Genomic DNA, 16,773 nt, shown 5'->3' with positions numbered 1-16,773 from the left:
GATAAGGATAAATTAGAATAAAGTTTTTTAATGTTCGACACAAAAAGTTCATGTTTTCTTCACAAAATGTTCGGGAAATGTGATTTAATATATTGGAGTATGGGCGTAGATTAGTAGTAGAATGGGTTAACAATATTTCTACTGTAATAATATTGCTATATAGAAGCGAAATATTTCACATGAAATATATGCTTAGAAAGATGATAGGTTTAAGAGGGGGTTAAAGTGATGAACCATGCAACAAGTGAGCTGCATGATGAGTCAGCTGTTTCAATTGTACCGGAAACAACTCGGTTACAAGATTTATCAGCGCTCGTTAAAATGGGGATTGTAAACTCAAATACACTTACTGTATTTACAGGATTTTGGTTGGCTTTACATTTTAATGGATTGAGTGTTATGGACAATCTAGATAAGTTATTTTTCACAATCGTTGGTTCGGCATTAATTATGGCAGGGGTATGTTGTTTAAATAACTACATTGACCGAGATATCGATCCATTAATGGAAAGAACAAAAAACCGTCCAACGGTAACAGGTAAATATAAACCTGGCTTTGCACTTGCATTTGGACTTGTAATTTTACTTCTTGGCTTTGCATTTTTATTACTTACTACACCGATGGCAGTGTTAATCTCATTTATTGGTGCCTTCACATATGTTGTTTTATATACGTTATGGACGAAGAGAAAATATACGTTAAATACTGTTGTAGGTAGTATATCAGGAGCAGTTCCACCTTTAATTGGATGGGCGGCAATTGATCCGTCTTTAAATCATCCAATTGCTTGGATGTTATTTTTAATTATGTTTATTTGGCAAATCCCACATTTCCTCGCATTAGCGATGAAGCGTGTTGATGAATATCGAAATGCAGGAATCCCAATGCTTCCTGTTGTACAGGGATTTGATATTACGAAACGTCAGATTATGATTTGGACAGTATGTTTATTACCACTACCATTTTATATGAGTGGACTTGGAATAACATTCATGGTAATTGCAACATTGCTTAACATCGGATGGATCGCATTAGGGCTTTATGGCTTCCGTCAGCAAGATGACATCAAGTGGTCCGTAAAAATGTTTGTTTATTCCCTGAATTACTTAACAATCTTATTTGTGTCAATGATTGTAGTTACATTCTTCTAAGACAACGACATGATTGGATTTCTTTACGTTGAGATTTACTTTACTTAACTATAAAGTACAATCTAATTCACAAAGAAAGTGGGGGTTGTTTGTATGAAGAAACAGTGGCGACTGCTTTCGTTCGTTTCACTGCTGGCTTTACTGTTAGGGGGATGCGGTAAAGCTTTTCAGTCTACTTTAATTCCGCAAGGGGAAGTAGCAAAAATGCAATATGATTTGCTCTTACTAGCGAGTGCAATCATGGTAGGAGTAGTACTTGTAGTTACTATTATTTTCTTATATGTAATTGTGCGTTTCCGACAAAAAAAGGGTGAGGAAGATTATATTCCGGAGCAAGTTGAAGGAAATCACAAACTAGAAATTATATGGACAGTCATTCCGATTATTCTTTTGTTAATCTTGGCTGTTCCGACTGTTACATATACATTCAAGCTTGCTGATGTAAGTGCGATGGAGAAAAAGAATATTGATAAAGATACTATCGTTGTTGATGTAACAGCGAATCTTTATTGGTGGGAATTTTCTTATAAATCAGAAAAAATAGTAACTTCTCAAGATTTAGTTATCCCCACAGGTAAGAAAGTGTATTTGAATTTGAAGGGTGCCGATATTAAACATTCGTTTTGGGTTCCATCTTTAGCTGGGAAAATGGATACAAATACAGATAATGTAAACAAAATGTGGTTAAAGGCAGATAAATCGGGCACTTATAATGGTTTTTGTACAGAATTTTGTGGCCCATCACATTCTTTAATGCAGTTCAAAGTGAAAGCTCTGGATGAAAGCGAGTACAAAAAGTGGCTTGCTGACATGAAGAAGATTGATGGAAAAAAAGAAGTAGCTTCTACAAAGGCGCAAGAGGGTCAAGAAATATTTAATAAAAGCTGTATTGGTTGTCATGCAGTTGGATCAAATGATAGTAGACCACCTTCTGCTCGTATCGCACCGAACTTAGCAAACTTCGCAGATCGCGATATGGTTGCTGGTATTGCCGAAAATAATGAAGAGAACTTAAAAAAATGGCTCAAAGATCCTGAAAATATGAAACCAGGTAATAAAATGACTGGTAAATATGGCAACTTAACGGATGATCAAATTAATGCATTAAATGCATATTTACAAACGTTAAAGATTGAAAAATAAAGAGGGATCATTTGCGAAGGGGAGGTTGAAAACGTGAGTTCTGTAGCAAAAAAACAGGGGATGGGTGCTGTCATATGGGATTATTTAACGACAGTAGACCATAAAAAGATTGCCATTCTCTATTTAATTGCAGGTGGATTGTTTTTTGTAATAGGTGGAATAGAAGCACTATTTATTCGCCTGCAGTTAGCGATTCCTAACAATGCTTTTCTTGTTGGGGATGCTTATAATCAAGTATTAACGATGCACGGTACAACAATGATTTTCCTCGCAGCTATGCCACTCGTGTTTGCATTTATGAACGCCGCTGTACCACTTCAAATTGGAGCACGTGATGTGGCGTTCCCGTTTTTGAATTCGCTCGGATTTTGGTTATTTTTCTTTGGTGGATTATTTTTAAATTTAAGTTGGTTTTTAGGAGGAGCGCCTGATGCAGGGTGGACATCGTATGCATCTTTAGCTTTAGCCTCTAAAGGACATGGTGTTGATTTTTATGTACTCGGCTTGCAAATATCAGGTATTGGTACATTAATTGGAGGTATTAACTTCCTTGTTACAATTATTAATATGCGCGCGCCAGGGATGACGTACATGCGCATGCCGATGTTTACATGGACAACATTTGTAACATCTTCACTTATTTTATTTGCATTTCCACCATTAACTGTAGGATTAGGACTTTTAATGTTAGATCGTTTATTTGGCACAAGTTTCTTTAATCCGGCACTAGGTGGGAACACGATTATATGGGAGCATTTATTCTGGATCTTCGGTCATCCGGAAGTATACATTCTTATACTCCCAGCTTTCGGAATATTCTCAGAAATCTTCGCCACATTTTCGAAAAAACGATTATTCGGTTATTCCTCTATGGTGTTCGCGACAGTATTAATAGGGTTTTTAGGATTTATGGTATGGGCGCATCATATGTTTACTGTTGGTCTTGGGCCTGTTGCAAATGCTATCTTCTCGGTTGCAACAATGGCGATTGCAGTTCCAACGGGTATTAAAATATTTAACTGGCTCTTTACAATGTGGGGTGGAAGTATTAGGTTTACAACACCAATGATGTGGGCGGTAGCTTTTATTCCATCCTTCGTTATGGGTGGAGTTACAGGTGTTATGCTTGCTTCTGCACCAGCTGATTATCAGTTTCATGATAATTATTTCGTAGTAGCACACTTTCATTATGTAATTGTTGGTGGTGTTGTATTTGGTTTACTTGCAGGTGCGCATTATTATTGGCCACTTATGTTTAATAAAGTATTAAATGAAACATTAGGTAAGATAACATTTTGGTTATTCTTTATCGGTTTCCATTTAACATTCTTTATTCAGCATTTCCTTGGATTGATTGGTATGCCACGTCGTTACTACACATATCTTGAGGGCCAAGGGTTGGAAATGGGGAATATGATTAGTTCTATCGGAGCTGTGTTTATGGCTCTTGGAACGATTGTTCTTTTATTCAATGTAATAAAAACAACGGTATCAAAAGAGAAGGCTGGCCGTGATCCATGGGATGGACGTACATTAGAATGGACAATGCCAGCACCTACACCGGAATACAATTTTAAACAATTGCCATTTGTTCGCGGGTTAGATCCGTTTTGGATTGAAAAACGTGAAGGTAATAAAGAGATGACAGCAGCGGAACCAGTTGGTGATATTCATATGCCAAATGCTTCATTTTCACCATTTATCATTTCTCTAGGCTTATTCATAGCAGCATTCGGTGCGATGTATATGCAGGGTGGCAAAGATAAATTTTGGTTATTAGTAGCGATTATCGGTTTAATCATTACGTTTGGTACAATGTTCCTTCGTTCAGTAATTGATGATCATGGATATCATATTCATAAGGAAGATTTAGATGATAAGGGGGGCAAGGCGTAATGCATGTAGATGAGAAATTAACGAATGAAACATTTCCAGCAGAGCCTGAAAAAGCAACCCTTGAGGGGAAAAATAAGTTTGTTGGTTTTTGGTTATTTCTTGGAGGCGAAACAGTGTTGTTCGCTTCCTTATTTGGCACATATTTAGCGTTAAAGAACTCTACAAATGGTGGACCAACATCTCAAGAGATGTTTCAAATGCCACTCGTTTTCATTATGACGATGCTTTTGTTAACAAGTAGTTTAACGAGTGTATACGCAATGTATCATATGAAAAATTTTAACTTTAAGAAAATGCAACTTTGGTTACTTGTAACAGTGTTGCTTGGCTTAGGATTTTTGGGGTTTGAAATATATGAGTTTTATCATTATACGCATGAATTTAAGCATACTATGAGAAGTAGTGCATTTGGTTCTGCATTTTATGCTCTTGTTGGTACACACGGGCTCCACGTGTTGTTTGGATTATGTTGGATTTTAACATTAATCTTTAGAAACGCGAAGAGAGGCTTAAATTTATACAACGCACCAAAGTTTTATGTTGCATCAATTTATTGGCACTTTATTGACGTAGTTTGGGTGTTTATTTTCACTGTAGTATATTTGATGGGAATGGTGGGATAAACAATGGCGGTTAAGCAAACGAATAATCCTAAGGTGGATCTTGTTTATCGGAAGAGAAAAAGTGCAGAGGAAATGAAGCACCAAGTTGTTACATTTTCACTAATGATTTTTTTAACATTAGTTGCATTTGCAGCGGTGGCATATCCGAAAACATTTAGCCCGATTTTTTCGGTTCCATTTATATTATTGTTAGCAGTCATTCAAGTTATATTTCAGTTATATTATTTCATGCATATGAGTCATAAAGGGCATGAAGCGGCGAGTTTCTTCTTGTACTCTGGATTGTTAATTGGTTTATTAACAATATTAGCCTTTATGACAATTGTGTGGATTTAAACAGTGATAGTAGGGGGCTCTGATATATCAAAGCCCTCTTTTTATATGAAATATAAGAATTTTGAAAAGGTAGGTGTGGAAATGGAAAACTTATGGGTATTTGGTTTTCAAGCTTTATGGAGTCCAATTTTTTTATTATTTATGATCTCGATTCTTATTAGTTATTTTTTAATTATTGGACCGTATAGAACGCGATTTGAAAATGCGACGAAGGTAAGTAAGAAGCAAATTTTTTATTTTACGACCGGGATTGTTCTTTTGTATGTTGTAAAGGGAGGACCTATTGATTTAATTGGTCATATCATATTTAGTGCACATATGTTTGAGATGGCAGTAATGTATATTGCGGTGCCTCCGTTATTACTGCTTGGTATACCTGTTTGGTTATATCGTTATATTACTTCTTTTAAGTTCGTTCAAATTGTGATAAAGTTTTTTGCTAAGCCGCTTATTGCGTTGTTTGTATTTAATGGCCTGTTTTCCTTTTATCATTTGCCAATTGTTTTTGATGCAGTAAAACAAAGTCAAATAGCGCATCCTATTTGCCTTGCTATATTGTTTTTTGCAGCAATGATGATGTGGTGGCCAATGTTAAATCCACTGCCAGAATATCAAACTTTAAGTGATATTAAGAAGCTTGGTTACATGTTTGCTAATGGTATTTTATTAACGCCAGCTTGTGCGTTAATAATTTTTGCGACTGCACCATTATTTGCAACATATACAGATCCGGCCGCTTGGATGAAGGCAATGGAACTCTGTGTACCGGCGGGTACTTTATCAGATTTAAATATAACTGGACCAGAATTTTTACATTGGATGCCGGTAGTACAAGACCAGCAAACAGGTGGTATTATTATGAAAATTGTCCAGGAAATAGTGTACGGTACGATTATCGGTTATGTGTTCTTTAAATGGGCACGTAGAGAGCGTGAAAAGGATAAAGAGCAGCTGCAAGAGTTACCTCCTTATTTGCAGACGAAATAAAAACTAGCGCATCGTGTTAATGCGCTAGTTTTTTTGTTATTCAATAATTTGAAATTCTTTTAACTCTTTTTCAATATTTTGTAGGAGTTGTTCGCTTTTTTGAAGTACATTCGTTGGAAAAATCTCATCATCGCTATATTCAACGCCATGAGGATAATAATGTTTTCCTAATAAGGGTGGCAATAGTTTTACTTGAGCGTGTCTGCCGCCGATGTCACCTTCAACAGCAAATCCTTGTACACGTAAATAATAAATATCCTTTAATATTTCAAATTTATAATCATATGTAACGCGTTCGTAATCCCATTGTCCGGCAAGTACAAAATGATTGTTTTCCATAATCTCAGTTAAAAGAGTTAGATCAACGACTGCATCAGTAAAGTTTGTATTTGTAAATTGCATAGAATACCTCCTTATTTTAATGTTAGTTCATTATTTTTATAATAGTACGAATAATAAGAAAGTGCAATTCGTATTGCAAGAAAAGGGATAATCCAGACTTTTTTTCGTGAAAATATGATATAGTGAAAAGAGTACGGTACACACAAAAAAGGAAAAAAAGGATTTGTGTATATCTCGATTTTATGCTTTGTTCAGGAGGTATATCGTTTGAAGAAATTATTGCGTATCGTAATGATTACATTTTTAATTTTAGCTGTTGATTTATACGGGAAGTTACTCGTGTCACAATATATATTAACCCCATCTCACTCTAAGCAAGAAAATAAAATTGTGAAAAAGAAGAAGCAAGTAAATGAAGAATCCACAGACACTGTTTTAAATATGATCGGTGGGGACTCTGAGAATTTATTAGCGAAGTGGGGCGAACCATCTCGAATAGAGCCGTCTGCTTATGGATATGAATGGTGGGTGTATAATCAAGATTTAGCTCAGTATGTTCAATTTGGAGTTGCTGAACGTAAAGTTGTAACGGCGTATGTTGCTGGTGAGCAAGTTAAGGTGGCTCCCTATTATATAAATGAAAAGTATGAAGAGGTATATAAAAAGAATCCACTTTCACATGAGATTTCATTAAAAAGAGGAAAGAATAGTTATCAATTTGAGTTATCTGATACGGAAGTAATGGAACAACCGCTAGTACCTGTAGAAGATGGATGGGCACAATTATACTTTGATCACTTTACACATGAGCTTGTTGGTCTTCGTTATATGGATGATGAAACGTTATTACGACAAAGACCATATCAACTTGTTTATTCAGGTGAATTAATAGCGGAACAGCCGCTGACGCCAGAAAAAATGAAGCAAGTAGAAAATGGAAATATGCAACAAATTCTCGATTTAACAAATATTATTCGGAATCGTCATCAATTACCGTTGTTAACGTTGGATCAACAAACTGCAGATGTTGCGTTTGGCCATAGTAAAGATATGAAGGATAATAATTATTTTTCACACGATTCACCTACTTTTGGTACGTTAGGAGATCGCTTGCAACGTGGGCAAGTGGCTTTTCAACTTGCTGGTGAGAATATAGCGGCGCAACATAGCGATGGAATTGCGGCGGTACAAGGTTGGTTAAATAGTGAGGGTCACAGAAAGAATTTATTAAATGAGCAATTTACTGGATTAGGTGTTGGGGTATATGATAAATTTTATACTCAAAACTTTATCCGAAAATAAAATGAAACTTTAATCAGTGGGGGACATCCTTCAATGATTATTAGCCTTCACCAATCGGGCTTTAACTGTCCACAAATAGGAAGATAAAAAGGTGCATGAATCGTCTAAAAATAGGCGAACCATGTGCCTTTTTTTTCTTACAATATAGTAGATATACATGAAGAGGTGAGGATTATGCCAACAACAAAAGGGCCGTTACATCCATCGGTTCAACAGTTTAAAGAGTTTGTAAACCATCACCCTAAAATGGTTCATGAGGTTAGAAGTGGTCAAAAAACTTGGCAGCAATTTTATGAAGAATGGTACTTACTTGGTGAAGAAGATCAAATATGGACAGCATATAGACCTGATGGAGCACCTGCTTTTTCTTCGGTAAAAGAAAATAAAGAAGAAAAAGAAAATCGAACAGAAGAGGAAAAAACTGCTGATGTGATGGGGCAAATGCTTTCTTTCTTTAAAAAGCTAGACGTAGAACAAATGCAACATCATTTAGCAAATGTAACGAGTGCGATTGGTAGCGTGCAACAAGTTATTCAACAATTTCAAGGAAACCGTGCGCAGCAAGAACAAAGTACTTCTGAAAATAATCCTTTTTTCTTTCAAAAGGATTAGGGGGAAAGAGAATGAGAGCAGAGCTTATGGAGTTTATAAAAGCTGATGAGGATTTAGCTCGCTATATTCGGGAACAGCCATACTGGTACCGGAAATTGACGCGTAACCCAGAAGAAAAAGAAGCTTTTGAGTTAGCTGCCATGCAGCATTTCAAAAAAACGATACCAGATAAAGTGGAAAAATTTCAAAATCAATTGGCCGTTGCTTCAATTATGATTGATATGTTCCAGTATATGAAGCAGCAAAATACGACGTAATTGGAAGGGAAAACTATGTCCGTTATGCAAAACTTTTGTTACAATAGAATCGGATTATTTAAAAAAGGAGTTGCAGCATGACGGAAATTTGTTTAGTACGACATGGACAAACTGATTGGAACTTTCAAGAGATTATTCAAGGGCGCGAAGATATTCCACTCAATGAAGTTGGGAAGAAGCAAGCGAGTCAAAGTGCAGCTGCCTTGCAAGCGGAATCGTGGGATATAATTATAAGTAGCCCGTTAATTAGAGCGCAAGAAACAGCTAAGGAAATTGCTGGGGCTATTGGATTACCATCTATTTTATTAGATGAGCGATTTATGGAACGTAATTTTGGCGAAGCTTCTGGGAAACCAGTTGCGGCCGTTAGAGAGTTAATTACAGAAGGTAATGTAGAAGGAATGGAGCAGGATGAAGAAATTGTAGAGCGCTGTTTTACGGCTTTACAACAGGTTGCAGCAGCACATGGAGATAAACGTATTATCATTGTTGCGCATTCACATGCAATAAAAGCTATTTTACACGCAATTGCACCAAATGAAATTACATTTAAAACGCCGTTAAAAAACGCATGTATTAGCTACGTGAAAGAGAATAGCGGGAAATGGGATGTTCTTAAATATAATATTGCGGAGCATATTAGTGTATAAGAGTGCAAGAAGATTGTATGAAAAGTAATTAGAATCATATCTTTCTTTTAGGTGAGACACTTCAATTAGTAGTTCTGTTCCAAATGTGTTATGATGAATACTCGGAGGTGTCTCTCATGATTGTAGCGACGCTGGAAAGCGTATTGATTTTAGATAAGGCAGAGCAGCTTGCAAAAGCGATCATCTGTTCAGATATAGCAGAAGATTACCGTAAGTATTATAAGGATTTACAAGAAGATATAGAAGTTCAGACGCTAATTCAGCAATTTACAGCGATGAAAGAGCGATACGAAGAAGTGCAACGTTTTGGTAAATATCATCCTGATTATACTTTCGTTTCGACGAAAATGAGGGAATTAAAGCGTTCTGTAGATATGCATGATAAGGTTGCGACCTTTAAAAGAGCAGAAACAACTTTACAGAAGTTATTAGATGAAGTTAGTGTAGCAATTGGTTCTGAGGTGTCTTCTTCCGTTAAAGTTCCAACAGGAAATCCGTTTTTTGATGCGGGTGGCTGTGGCGGTGGTTGTGGTACCGGAGGCGGTTGTGGTTGTAAAAAAACGGGGTAATTTACCCCGTTTTTTAGAATATAGAAGAAAACGTATACAGAGTTTGTTCTTTAATGTCATAAATTTATGATTGGTTTTCATAAAATATAAGAATATAAGTTTTTAAAAGGAGAAGATGGAGAAGATTATGTTCGGGCAACGACAAAGTATGATTGTTTATTTACATTCATTGAAACATGCCAAGATTTTAAGGAAATATGGTAACATTCATTACATATCAAAACGTTTGAAATATGCCGTTGTATATTGTGATATGGAACAAATTGAGCATATGATGCAAAAATTGAATAAACTTCCTTTTGTAAAAAAAGTAGAACAGTCGTATCGCCCATTTTTAAAAACGGAATTCGAAAATTCGCGTCCTGATCGGGCAAAAGAATACGATTATAGCTAAGTAAAAAAATCCCCTGCTAAATTTAGCAGGGGATTTTTTTACTTGAAATAACGTGTTATTTCATTGGAGGAATGAAATTGTTCATTCGTAAAATACCAATTAGATGATTAAAAAATAGTTCTTTTTCAGGGAAAGTTGTTGATGGTTTTACAGTAAAGGGAGTAACTTTTTTCCCTATTTGTTCCGCCATTTCTTCAAATAAAACGACACGTTTACTTTTTTTATTTTCAAGTACAGGAATGCCTTCACGACATATGTATAATGGTTGGAAATCACCAGTAGTTGTCGGTTTTAGTATTACAACAAGTGAACACACTTTTTTTTCGTTTTTTACAGTTTCGAATTGTAACATATGTGTTACACGTTCTTGGTTTGTTTTGGCAATTTCAAGTAATTCATATAAGTCAGAGTAGCCTTCTCCGAGTTCTATAAAGCGTTGAATCATATTTTTTCCTCCTCTTTCTTTTACTGTACCACCTGACTTTTTAAATGAAAAGTAGACAAATAAAAAAACCCTGCAAAGCAGGGCCCTTCTAATACTAGTATGTACTACTAGTAAGAAGGCAAAGGGAGAGGAGAAACCGGAGGAAGAACTTATGGGGAAACGTAAGTCTTCTCCGCGGTTGGCAACAACATCGAAAATGATGTTGTTATATTTATTTATGTCCAATCTAAAATGAAGATATACATAATGAAATTAAAATTTATGTTAGGCTTTTTATTTTTCTTTTTTTTATTTTATGATAGGATAAAAAAGGTAAAGTGGAACTGATGTACATAGAGGGTTGTTGCTTGCAAATAGTGAAATGGATATGAAAGAAATAGCGAGCGATTATTTTAACTGAGGTTTTCAATTAGTTAAATAACAGATTAATGAAAAAATGTATGAAATAGTATGAATCGGTAGCGGTTACCGAATTGAAATGAATTTGCTGTAATCGCTCTATAGATTGAAATAAAGGTAGTGACAACAGATGAGAGTAGTTTCAGGAAAATGTAAAGGGCACCCACTTAAAGCGGTACCTGGTAATACAACGCGTCCAACGACAGATAAAGTGAAAGAATCTATTTTTAATATGATAGGTCCTTATTATGATGGTGGTATCGCTCTTGATTTATTTGGTGGTAGCGGTGGTCTTGGAATTGAGGCCATAAGTAGAGGGATTGATAAAGCGATTTTTGTTGACCGAGATAGTAAAGCGATAAAAGTCATTCATCAAAATTTAGAAAGCTGTAGACTACAAGAACAAGCTGAAGTGTACCGAAATGATGCAGAGCGTGCGGTAAAGGCGCTTATAAAGCGTGAAATATCATTCGATCTTATACTAATAGACCCTCCATATAAAGCTCAAAAAATTGTGTCTTTAGTTAGTGTAATGGATCAACATGGATTGTTAAATAAAGATGGCATCATTATGGCAGAGCATGGGGATGACGTGGTTTTACCTGATTCTATAGGAGAGCTTGTAAAAGTACGGGCAGAAAACTACGGGATTACAGCAATTTCGATTTATAAGTATGAAGGTGAGGGGACAGAATGACAAGTATAGCTATTTCTTCAGGGAGTTTTGATCCAATTACCCTTGGACATTTGGATATTATTAAAAGGGGAGCAAAAGTATTTGATGAAGTATATGTAGTTGTTTTAAACAATTCATCAAAAAAACCATTCTTTTCGGTAGAAGAACGCCTAGAGTTAATTCGAGAGGCGACAAAGGATATTCCGAATGTAAAAGTTGATTCACATAGTGGATTATTGGTGGAATATGCAAAAATGCGTAATGCAAATGCAATATTACGTGGTTTGCGAGCAGTTTCTGATTTTGAATATGAGATGCAAATTACTTCAATGAATCGAAAATTAGACGAAAATATCGAAACTTTCTTCATTATGACAAATAATCAATATTCATTTTTAAGTTCAAGTATTGTGAAAGAAGTTGCGAGATATGGTGGGAGTGTAGTAGACCTTGTTCCTCCGATTGTAGAGCGTGCTTTAAAAGAAAAGTTTAAAACCCCGTTAAAGTGAACGGGGTTTTTCTTTATGAATGCGTAAAAACAATAAGATGACATACAAATATAAACAAAATAAGGTGAAGATTGGTCCGTAGTGTATAAATGATGTCCAAATATCAGTTAGTGTATAAGAATGATTCAATAAAAATACGGGAAGATCTTCTTGCGTAGGCGAGAAAGAATGAACTTTTTCATAAAATGGTCCCCAAAATATAAAAGTGAAAATAGGAGCGAGAATACTTTGGATAATTCGAGCTAAAAAATATGGTTTAAAGCGGATATCTGTCTCCGCTAATATGCTTGCTACTTGTGCCTGAATAGAAAGACCGCTAAATGCTAAAATGAAGCTTGTTACCATCGCTTGTTGAAGAAGTGTTGATTCATTAATTTGACTAATCATTTGGCTTCCAAGCGTCATTTCAAAAATACCGGATAATATCGGAATACTAAATTGGGATGTAAGTTGGAAGAATGATAAAATATGTTGCATAATAAAAGAAAGCGCTTCTGTAATTTTGAAAACAGTAATCATTTTATTTAAAACAGAGAATAAAATAATAAACCCACCAATCATGAGCAATGTTTGAATAGAAGAAACGATAGCGTCACCGAGTAGTTTTCCGATTGGTCTTTTTTCTTGCATACGTGTTTGGTGGAGGATGGAAAAAGGGTTTTGAAAGGCACGCTTTTGATTCGTATGTTTGTCTTTTATGTAAGTATCGTTATTACCATAAAAGCGCATAAGTAATCCGACGATAAAGTTACTTATATAATGTGCTGCTGCTAATACGAGTCCTAATTTCGGATTATTGAAAAAACCAATAGAAACCGCTCCGAAAATAAAAAGTGGATTAGAAGAATTTGTGAAAGATACGAGTCGTTCCGCTTCAATTTGTGTTAGTTGATTGCTCTTGCGTAGTCTAGCGCTTAATTTGGCGCCAGCGGGGAATCCTGAAGCCATTCCCATTGCCCAAACAAATCCGCCTACCCCTGGAACACGAAACAGTGGACGCATTAGTGGTTCTAATATAACACCGATAAATTTTACAATACCAATACTGATTAGAAGTTCCGCAATGATGAAAAACGGTAGTAGTGAAGGGAATACAACTTCCCACCATATATTTAACCCGCGAATTGAAGCTTGCAAAGCATCTTGGGGGTGAAGTACAAGAGAAAAGGTTAAAAACAACATTGATATGGTAAGAAAAGCAGTTTTCCATTTTTCGTACATGTAAGAAAATCCCCCTTTGTCCCAAAAACGTTCATTTCAGTATACGTGGATATGTGGTGAATTTAGACCATAAGTATGAAAAAGGAATGAAAAAAATTAAAGGGTGAGAAAAATGAAGGAACCAAAAATCGGTTTAGCGCTTGGATCCGGAGGTGCAAAAGGTTTTGCTCACATAGGGGTAATAAAAGTGTTGAGGGAAGCTGGCATCCCTATTCACATGATAGCAGGTAGTAGTATAGGGGCATTAATTGGTACATTTTATGCAGCGAGTTGTAACGTTGAAAGACTGTATAAATTGGCAGCTGTTTTCAAAAGGAAATATTATTTGGATTTTACAGTTCCTAAAATGGGATTTATTGCTGGAAAACGTATTAAAGATATGATTAAAATGTTTACATATAATAAAAATTTAGAAGAGTTAGATATCCCGACAGCTGTTGTGGCTACTGACATTTTGAAGGGGGAGAAAGTTGTTTTTACAAGTGGTCCGATTGCGGAGGCGGTTCGAGCTAGTATATCTGTACCAGGGGTGTTTGTTCCAGAAAAAATAGATGGCCGCTTATTAGTGGATGGAGGGGTAATTGACCGTATTCCAGTATCGGTTGTAAAAGATTTAGGTGCTGATATTGTTATTGCTGTTGATGTATCTCCAATTAAGGTGAATGGAGAGGTTACATCGATTTATGATGTAATTATGCAAAGTATTGAAATTATGCAACATGAACTTGTGATGAATCGGCAAATAGCATCAGATTTAATGATGCGGCCAGCAGTGGAACAATTTAGTTCGCGTGCTTTTACACATATTGAAGACATTATTAGGGTCGGAGAAGTGGAAGCGGAAAAACATATTTCAAACATTTATTTACTAATTGAGCAGTGGAAGGAGAAACATAATGTTTAAGCGTTTTCGGTTTATATATGCAATTTTAATAGGGGTTATATTGGCGATGCTACTTGTTTATGTGCGCTTGCCGTATTATGTGACAAAACCAGGTATGGCCGCGAAATTAGCGCCGTACGTGCAAGTTGACGGTGGAACTAAAGAGTCTGGCGATTTCATGCTTGTCACTGTCTCAATGGGACCTGCTAATGTGGTGAACTTAATAGCCGCGCAATTTAATAAATATACACACGTTTCGAAGGCGGAAGAAATATTGCAAAAAGGCGAGAGTGATGAAGAATATCAATTTCGCCAAAATTATGCAATGAAAGATTCGCAAAATGCAGCAATCTATAATGCTTATAAACGTGCAAATCGCTCTGTTTCTTTTGAAAATAAAGGTGTACTGGTTGCTGGTGTAGCAAAGGGTATGCCGTCAGAGGGAAAGCTTAAGCTTGGAGATGTTATTATAGCTGTCGATGGAAAAATATTCGACAAGACGGAACAATTTATTGAGTATATGACAGGGAAAAAAGAAGGGGACACAGTAAATATTGAATACAAGCGGGGCGGAAAACAGTTTAAAGAAAATTTAAATGTAAAGACGATCCCTAATGGGAATGGACGCGTCGGTATAGGGGTCTCTATCGTTACAGAAAGAGAGTTAGTAGTAGATCCGAAAGTGAAAATCGATTCCCATGAAATAGGCGGTCCATCAGCGGGGTTAATGTTTACACTAGAAATTTATAATCAGCTCGTTGAAGAAGATTTAACAAACGGACATGAAATAGCTGGAACAGGTACAATCAATGATAAAGGAGAAATTGGTCCAATTGGTGGTATTCAGCAAAAAGTAGTAGCTGCTAGTGATGCGGGAGCTGAAGTGTTTTTTGCGCCAAATGAAAAAGGTGTAGAGAAATCGAATTATAAAGATGCTCTTGAAGCTGCGAAAGATATTAAAACGAAGATGAAAATTGTACCGGTGGACACACTGGATGATGCATTAACTTATTTGGAAAAAATGGGTAAAACAAAGTAAACCTCTCTGAAGAAGAGAGGTTTTTCTTATAGGAATTTTTTCGTTATTTCATCATAACGAATTGGATGATGCGTTGCGTCTTGTTTTAGCAGTTGTGTCCGCAAAGGTTCTTGCATTATGGAGAAATATACAGCATTTGATTTTCGTTCTATGTCTAAAGTTGGATGTTCGAATGTTTTTGTATGAGTAAGGATTGGGAGTTCTATTTTTTTCTTATTTCTAGAAAGATAAGTTTGTCCTTTTTGTGACATTCCGAGAAGACGGATATACGGCGCATGTTGCTCTATATTTGCTTTGTGTATTTCTTCCTTCGTTGTATTTGTTAAAATATGTGTACAAGCTCTTTGCAATCTAGTCCATGTATAACGTTTTGTTTTTAATGCTTCCATGAATGAATAGAAAGATGAACTGTTTTGTATTTTTGATAAAATACGATGCTCTAAACCTTCTTCCATTTCATATATATGTTGTAAGTCCTCTGAAGACATCGTCATAAGTTTGTATTTAAAAAATGAAAAGTATTTTTCCCAGTTATGTAACGTCCCGTAGTTTTGCTTGTAGTTTTCTAAAAGAGAAGCAGTCATTTTCGGGATAAAAGGCTCAATAGTTGTAGAGGAACTGTTTTCATTAAATAGCTGTTTGCGAATACTTGTTGCACTTGCAATATGTTGATCGTGAAATGTTTCATCATGATAATGAGAGGCGAATCTTTTTATAGTTTGTGCTTGCATCGAACTGTTTTGTAAGAGAATTGCTTTAATGTACTGTAAGCCTAAAATGTTATTTGGTTGTGACATATCTACGTTTTTTTCGGGTGGTAAGATGTGTAGAAAGGCTTCAGATGTAGCTTTGGCATAACTATTACCTGCATTCATAAATCGCTTCACAAGACGATTAAAAGTCTCTTCTTCATTTTTTTGTATAGCGATGGTATTGTAGAAATTTTCAGCTTGTCCATCTTCACTACCGAAACAAATTTCAGAAACACCAAGGGCGTTTAAAATCGAAATTGCGCCATTTGCGAAAGTTTCGGCCTTTTGTGTTGCGAATGCATATGGAAGCTCTACAACGAGGTCTACGCCGTTTGTTAAGGCCATTTTGGTACGATACCATTTGGAGATGAGTGCGGGCTCACCACGCTGCAAAAAAGGACCACTCATAACGGCGATAATAATATCAGACTGTGTTAACTTTTTTGTTTGTTGCACATGATAAGCATGACCGTTATGAAAAGGGTTATATTCAACAACAATACCACTGGATTTTATGGTAATCTCTCCTTTCGATGTAGCATCTTTTTGGAAAACGTGATAGTCTATATATTATTTCCTATGATGA

Annotated in this window: 20 protein-coding genes; 16 read left to right on the top strand and 4 right to left on the bottom strand. The window is 35.9% G+C overall.

From position 1 onward, the window contains the following. Positions 1-228: 228 nt before the first annotated feature. The 6 genes from cyoE (at position 229) to ctaG (ending at position 6,137) form a co-directional block, all read left to right on the top strand. Complete coding sequence (gene cyoE / locus NSQ69_RS19415) at positions 229-1,152, top strand: heme o synthase (protein WP_002033731.1); 924 nt, start codon at positions 229-231, stop codon at positions 1,150-1,152. 93 nt (positions 1,153-1,245) lie between these two features. Then, positions 1,246-2,295 (top strand): cytochrome c oxidase subunit II, encoded by a 1,050-nt coding sequence (gene coxB, locus NSQ69_RS19410; protein WP_002088304.1) that lies wholly within the window; start codon positions 1,246-1,248, stop codon positions 2,293-2,295. 60 nt (positions 2,296-2,355) lie between these two features. Beyond that, positions 2,356-4,191, top strand: coding sequence for a cytochrome c oxidase subunit I (gene ctaD, locus NSQ69_RS19405; protein WP_002014777.1), 1,836 nt, complete (start codon positions 2,356-2,358; stop codon positions 4,189-4,191). Beyond that, positions 4,191-4,814, top strand: a complete 624-nt coding sequence (gene ctaE / locus NSQ69_RS19400; protein ID WP_000557861.1) for a cytochrome c oxidase subunit III — start codon at positions 4,191-4,193, stop codon at positions 4,812-4,814. The genes ctaD and ctaE overlap by 1 nt, the downstream gene beginning before the upstream one ends. A gap of 3 nt (positions 4,815-4,817) precedes the next feature. Further along, positions 4,818-5,150, top strand: coding sequence for a cytochrome c oxidase subunit IVB (ctaF, locus tag NSQ69_RS19395; RefSeq protein WP_002014776.1), 333 nt, complete (start codon positions 4,818-4,820; stop codon positions 5,148-5,150). 81 nt (positions 5,151-5,231) lie between these two features. Next, positions 5,232-6,137, top strand: coding sequence for a cytochrome c oxidase assembly factor CtaG (gene ctaG, locus NSQ69_RS19390; protein ID WP_033708188.1), 906 nt, complete (start codon positions 5,232-5,234; stop codon positions 6,135-6,137). 36 nt (positions 6,138-6,173) lie between these two features. On the opposite strand, the gene NSQ69_RS19385 is transcribed toward ctaG, so the two are convergent. Beyond that, the gene (locus tag NSQ69_RS19385; RefSeq protein WP_242246923.1) at positions 6,174-6,539 is read right to left on the bottom strand and encodes a YugN family protein; all 366 of its coding nucleotides are present in this window, start codon (positions 6,537-6,539) and stop codon (positions 6,174-6,176) included. 207 nt (positions 6,540-6,746) lie between these two features. Between NSQ69_RS19385 and NSQ69_RS19380 the strand changes: the two genes are divergently transcribed. The 6 genes from NSQ69_RS19380 (at position 6,747) to NSQ69_RS19355 (ending at position 10,263) form a co-directional block, all read left to right on the top strand. Next, positions 6,747-7,781 carry a CAP domain-containing protein gene (locus NSQ69_RS19380; protein ID WP_002128869.1) on the top strand — a complete coding sequence of 345 codons (1,035 nt, stop codon included), beginning with the start codon at positions 6,747-6,749 and terminating at the stop codon, positions 7,779-7,781. A 174-nt stretch (positions 7,782-7,955) separates the two neighbouring features. Continuing rightward, a complete protein-coding gene (locus NSQ69_RS19375) occupies positions 7,956-8,393 on the top strand; it encodes a YlbD family protein (protein WP_002088296.1) in 438 nt (145 codons plus the stop codon). An 11-nt stretch (positions 8,394-8,404) separates the two neighbouring features. Continuing rightward, a complete protein-coding gene (locus tag NSQ69_RS19370; protein ID WP_002014770.1) occupies positions 8,405-8,650 on the top strand; it encodes a YlbE-like family protein in 246 nt (81 codons plus the stop codon). A gap of 77 nt (positions 8,651-8,727) precedes the next feature. Then, positions 8,728-9,300, top strand: coding sequence for a histidine phosphatase family protein (locus NSQ69_RS19365; protein WP_002014767.1), 573 nt, complete (start codon positions 8,728-8,730; stop codon positions 9,298-9,300). A 116-nt stretch (positions 9,301-9,416) separates the two neighbouring features. Further along, on the top strand, positions 9,417-9,869 hold the full coding sequence (locus NSQ69_RS19360; RefSeq protein ID WP_002128868.1) for a YlbF family regulator: 453 nt from the start codon (positions 9,417-9,419) through the stop codon (positions 9,867-9,869). A 127-nt stretch (positions 9,870-9,996) separates the two neighbouring features. Continuing rightward, positions 9,997-10,263, top strand: a complete 267-nt coding sequence (locus tag NSQ69_RS19355; RefSeq protein ID WP_002088292.1) for a YlbG family protein — start codon at positions 9,997-9,999, stop codon at positions 10,261-10,263. A gap of 55 nt (positions 10,264-10,318) precedes the next feature. Here NSQ69_RS19355 and NSQ69_RS19350 read toward each other — a convergent pair whose 3' ends face one another. Further along, positions 10,319-10,708 carry a DUF7147 family protein gene (locus tag NSQ69_RS19350; RefSeq protein WP_002014762.1) on the bottom strand — a complete coding sequence of 130 codons (390 nt, stop codon included), beginning with the start codon at positions 10,706-10,708 and terminating at the stop codon, positions 10,319-10,321. Positions 10,709-11,237: 529 nt separating this feature from the next. On the opposite strand from NSQ69_RS19350, the gene rsmD reads away from it, so the two are divergent. Together rsmD and coaD are read left to right on the top strand one after the other, a co-directional pair. Continuing rightward, on the top strand, positions 11,238-11,804 hold the full coding sequence (gene rsmD / locus NSQ69_RS19345; RefSeq protein WP_001266992.1) for a 16S rRNA (guanine(966)-N(2))-methyltransferase RsmD: 567 nt from the start codon (positions 11,238-11,240) through the stop codon (positions 11,802-11,804). Continuing rightward, positions 11,801-12,292 carry a pantetheine-phosphate adenylyltransferase gene (gene coaD / locus NSQ69_RS19340; RefSeq protein WP_002128865.1) on the top strand — a complete coding sequence of 164 codons (492 nt, stop codon included), beginning with the start codon at positions 11,801-11,803 and terminating at the stop codon, positions 12,290-12,292. Before rsmD ends, coaD begins: the two co-directional genes overlap by 4 nt. On the opposite strand, the gene ylbJ is transcribed toward coaD, so the two are convergent. Beyond that, positions 12,284-13,513: a sporulation integral membrane protein YlbJ gene (gene ylbJ, locus NSQ69_RS19335; RefSeq protein WP_002033736.1), complete on the bottom strand. Its 1,230-nt coding sequence runs from the start codon at positions 13,511-13,513 to the stop codon at positions 12,284-12,286. The genes coaD and ylbJ overlap by 9 nt on opposite strands. Positions 13,514-13,625: 112 nt before the next feature. On the opposite strand from ylbJ, the gene NSQ69_RS19330 reads away from it, so the two are divergent. After that, the gene (locus NSQ69_RS19330) at positions 13,626-14,417 is read left to right on the top strand and encodes a patatin-like phospholipase family protein (RefSeq protein ID WP_002088284.1); all 792 of its coding nucleotides are present in this window, start codon (positions 13,626-13,628) and stop codon (positions 14,415-14,417) included. Beyond that, complete coding sequence (locus NSQ69_RS19325) at positions 14,410-15,435, top strand: SepM family pheromone-processing serine protease (RefSeq protein ID WP_002088283.1); 1,026 nt, start codon at positions 14,410-14,412, stop codon at positions 15,433-15,435. Before NSQ69_RS19330 ends, NSQ69_RS19325 begins: the two co-directional genes overlap by 8 nt. A gap of 26 nt (positions 15,436-15,461) precedes the next feature. On the opposite strand, the gene NSQ69_RS19320 is transcribed toward NSQ69_RS19325, so the two are convergent. Then, positions 15,462-16,703 (bottom strand): nucleotidyltransferase, encoded by a 1,242-nt coding sequence (locus tag NSQ69_RS19320; RefSeq protein WP_175491553.1) that lies wholly within the window; start codon positions 16,701-16,703, stop codon positions 15,462-15,464. Positions 16,704-16,773 lie beyond the last annotated feature (70 nt).

The sequence above is a fragment of the Bacillus sp. FSL R10-2201 genome, assembly GCF_038008665.1.
GTDB classification, from domain to species: Bacteria; Bacillota; Bacilli; order Bacillales; family Bacillaceae_G; genus Bacillus_A; species Bacillus_A mycoides.
This window is presented reverse-complemented; position numbering and strand designations above follow the sequence as displayed.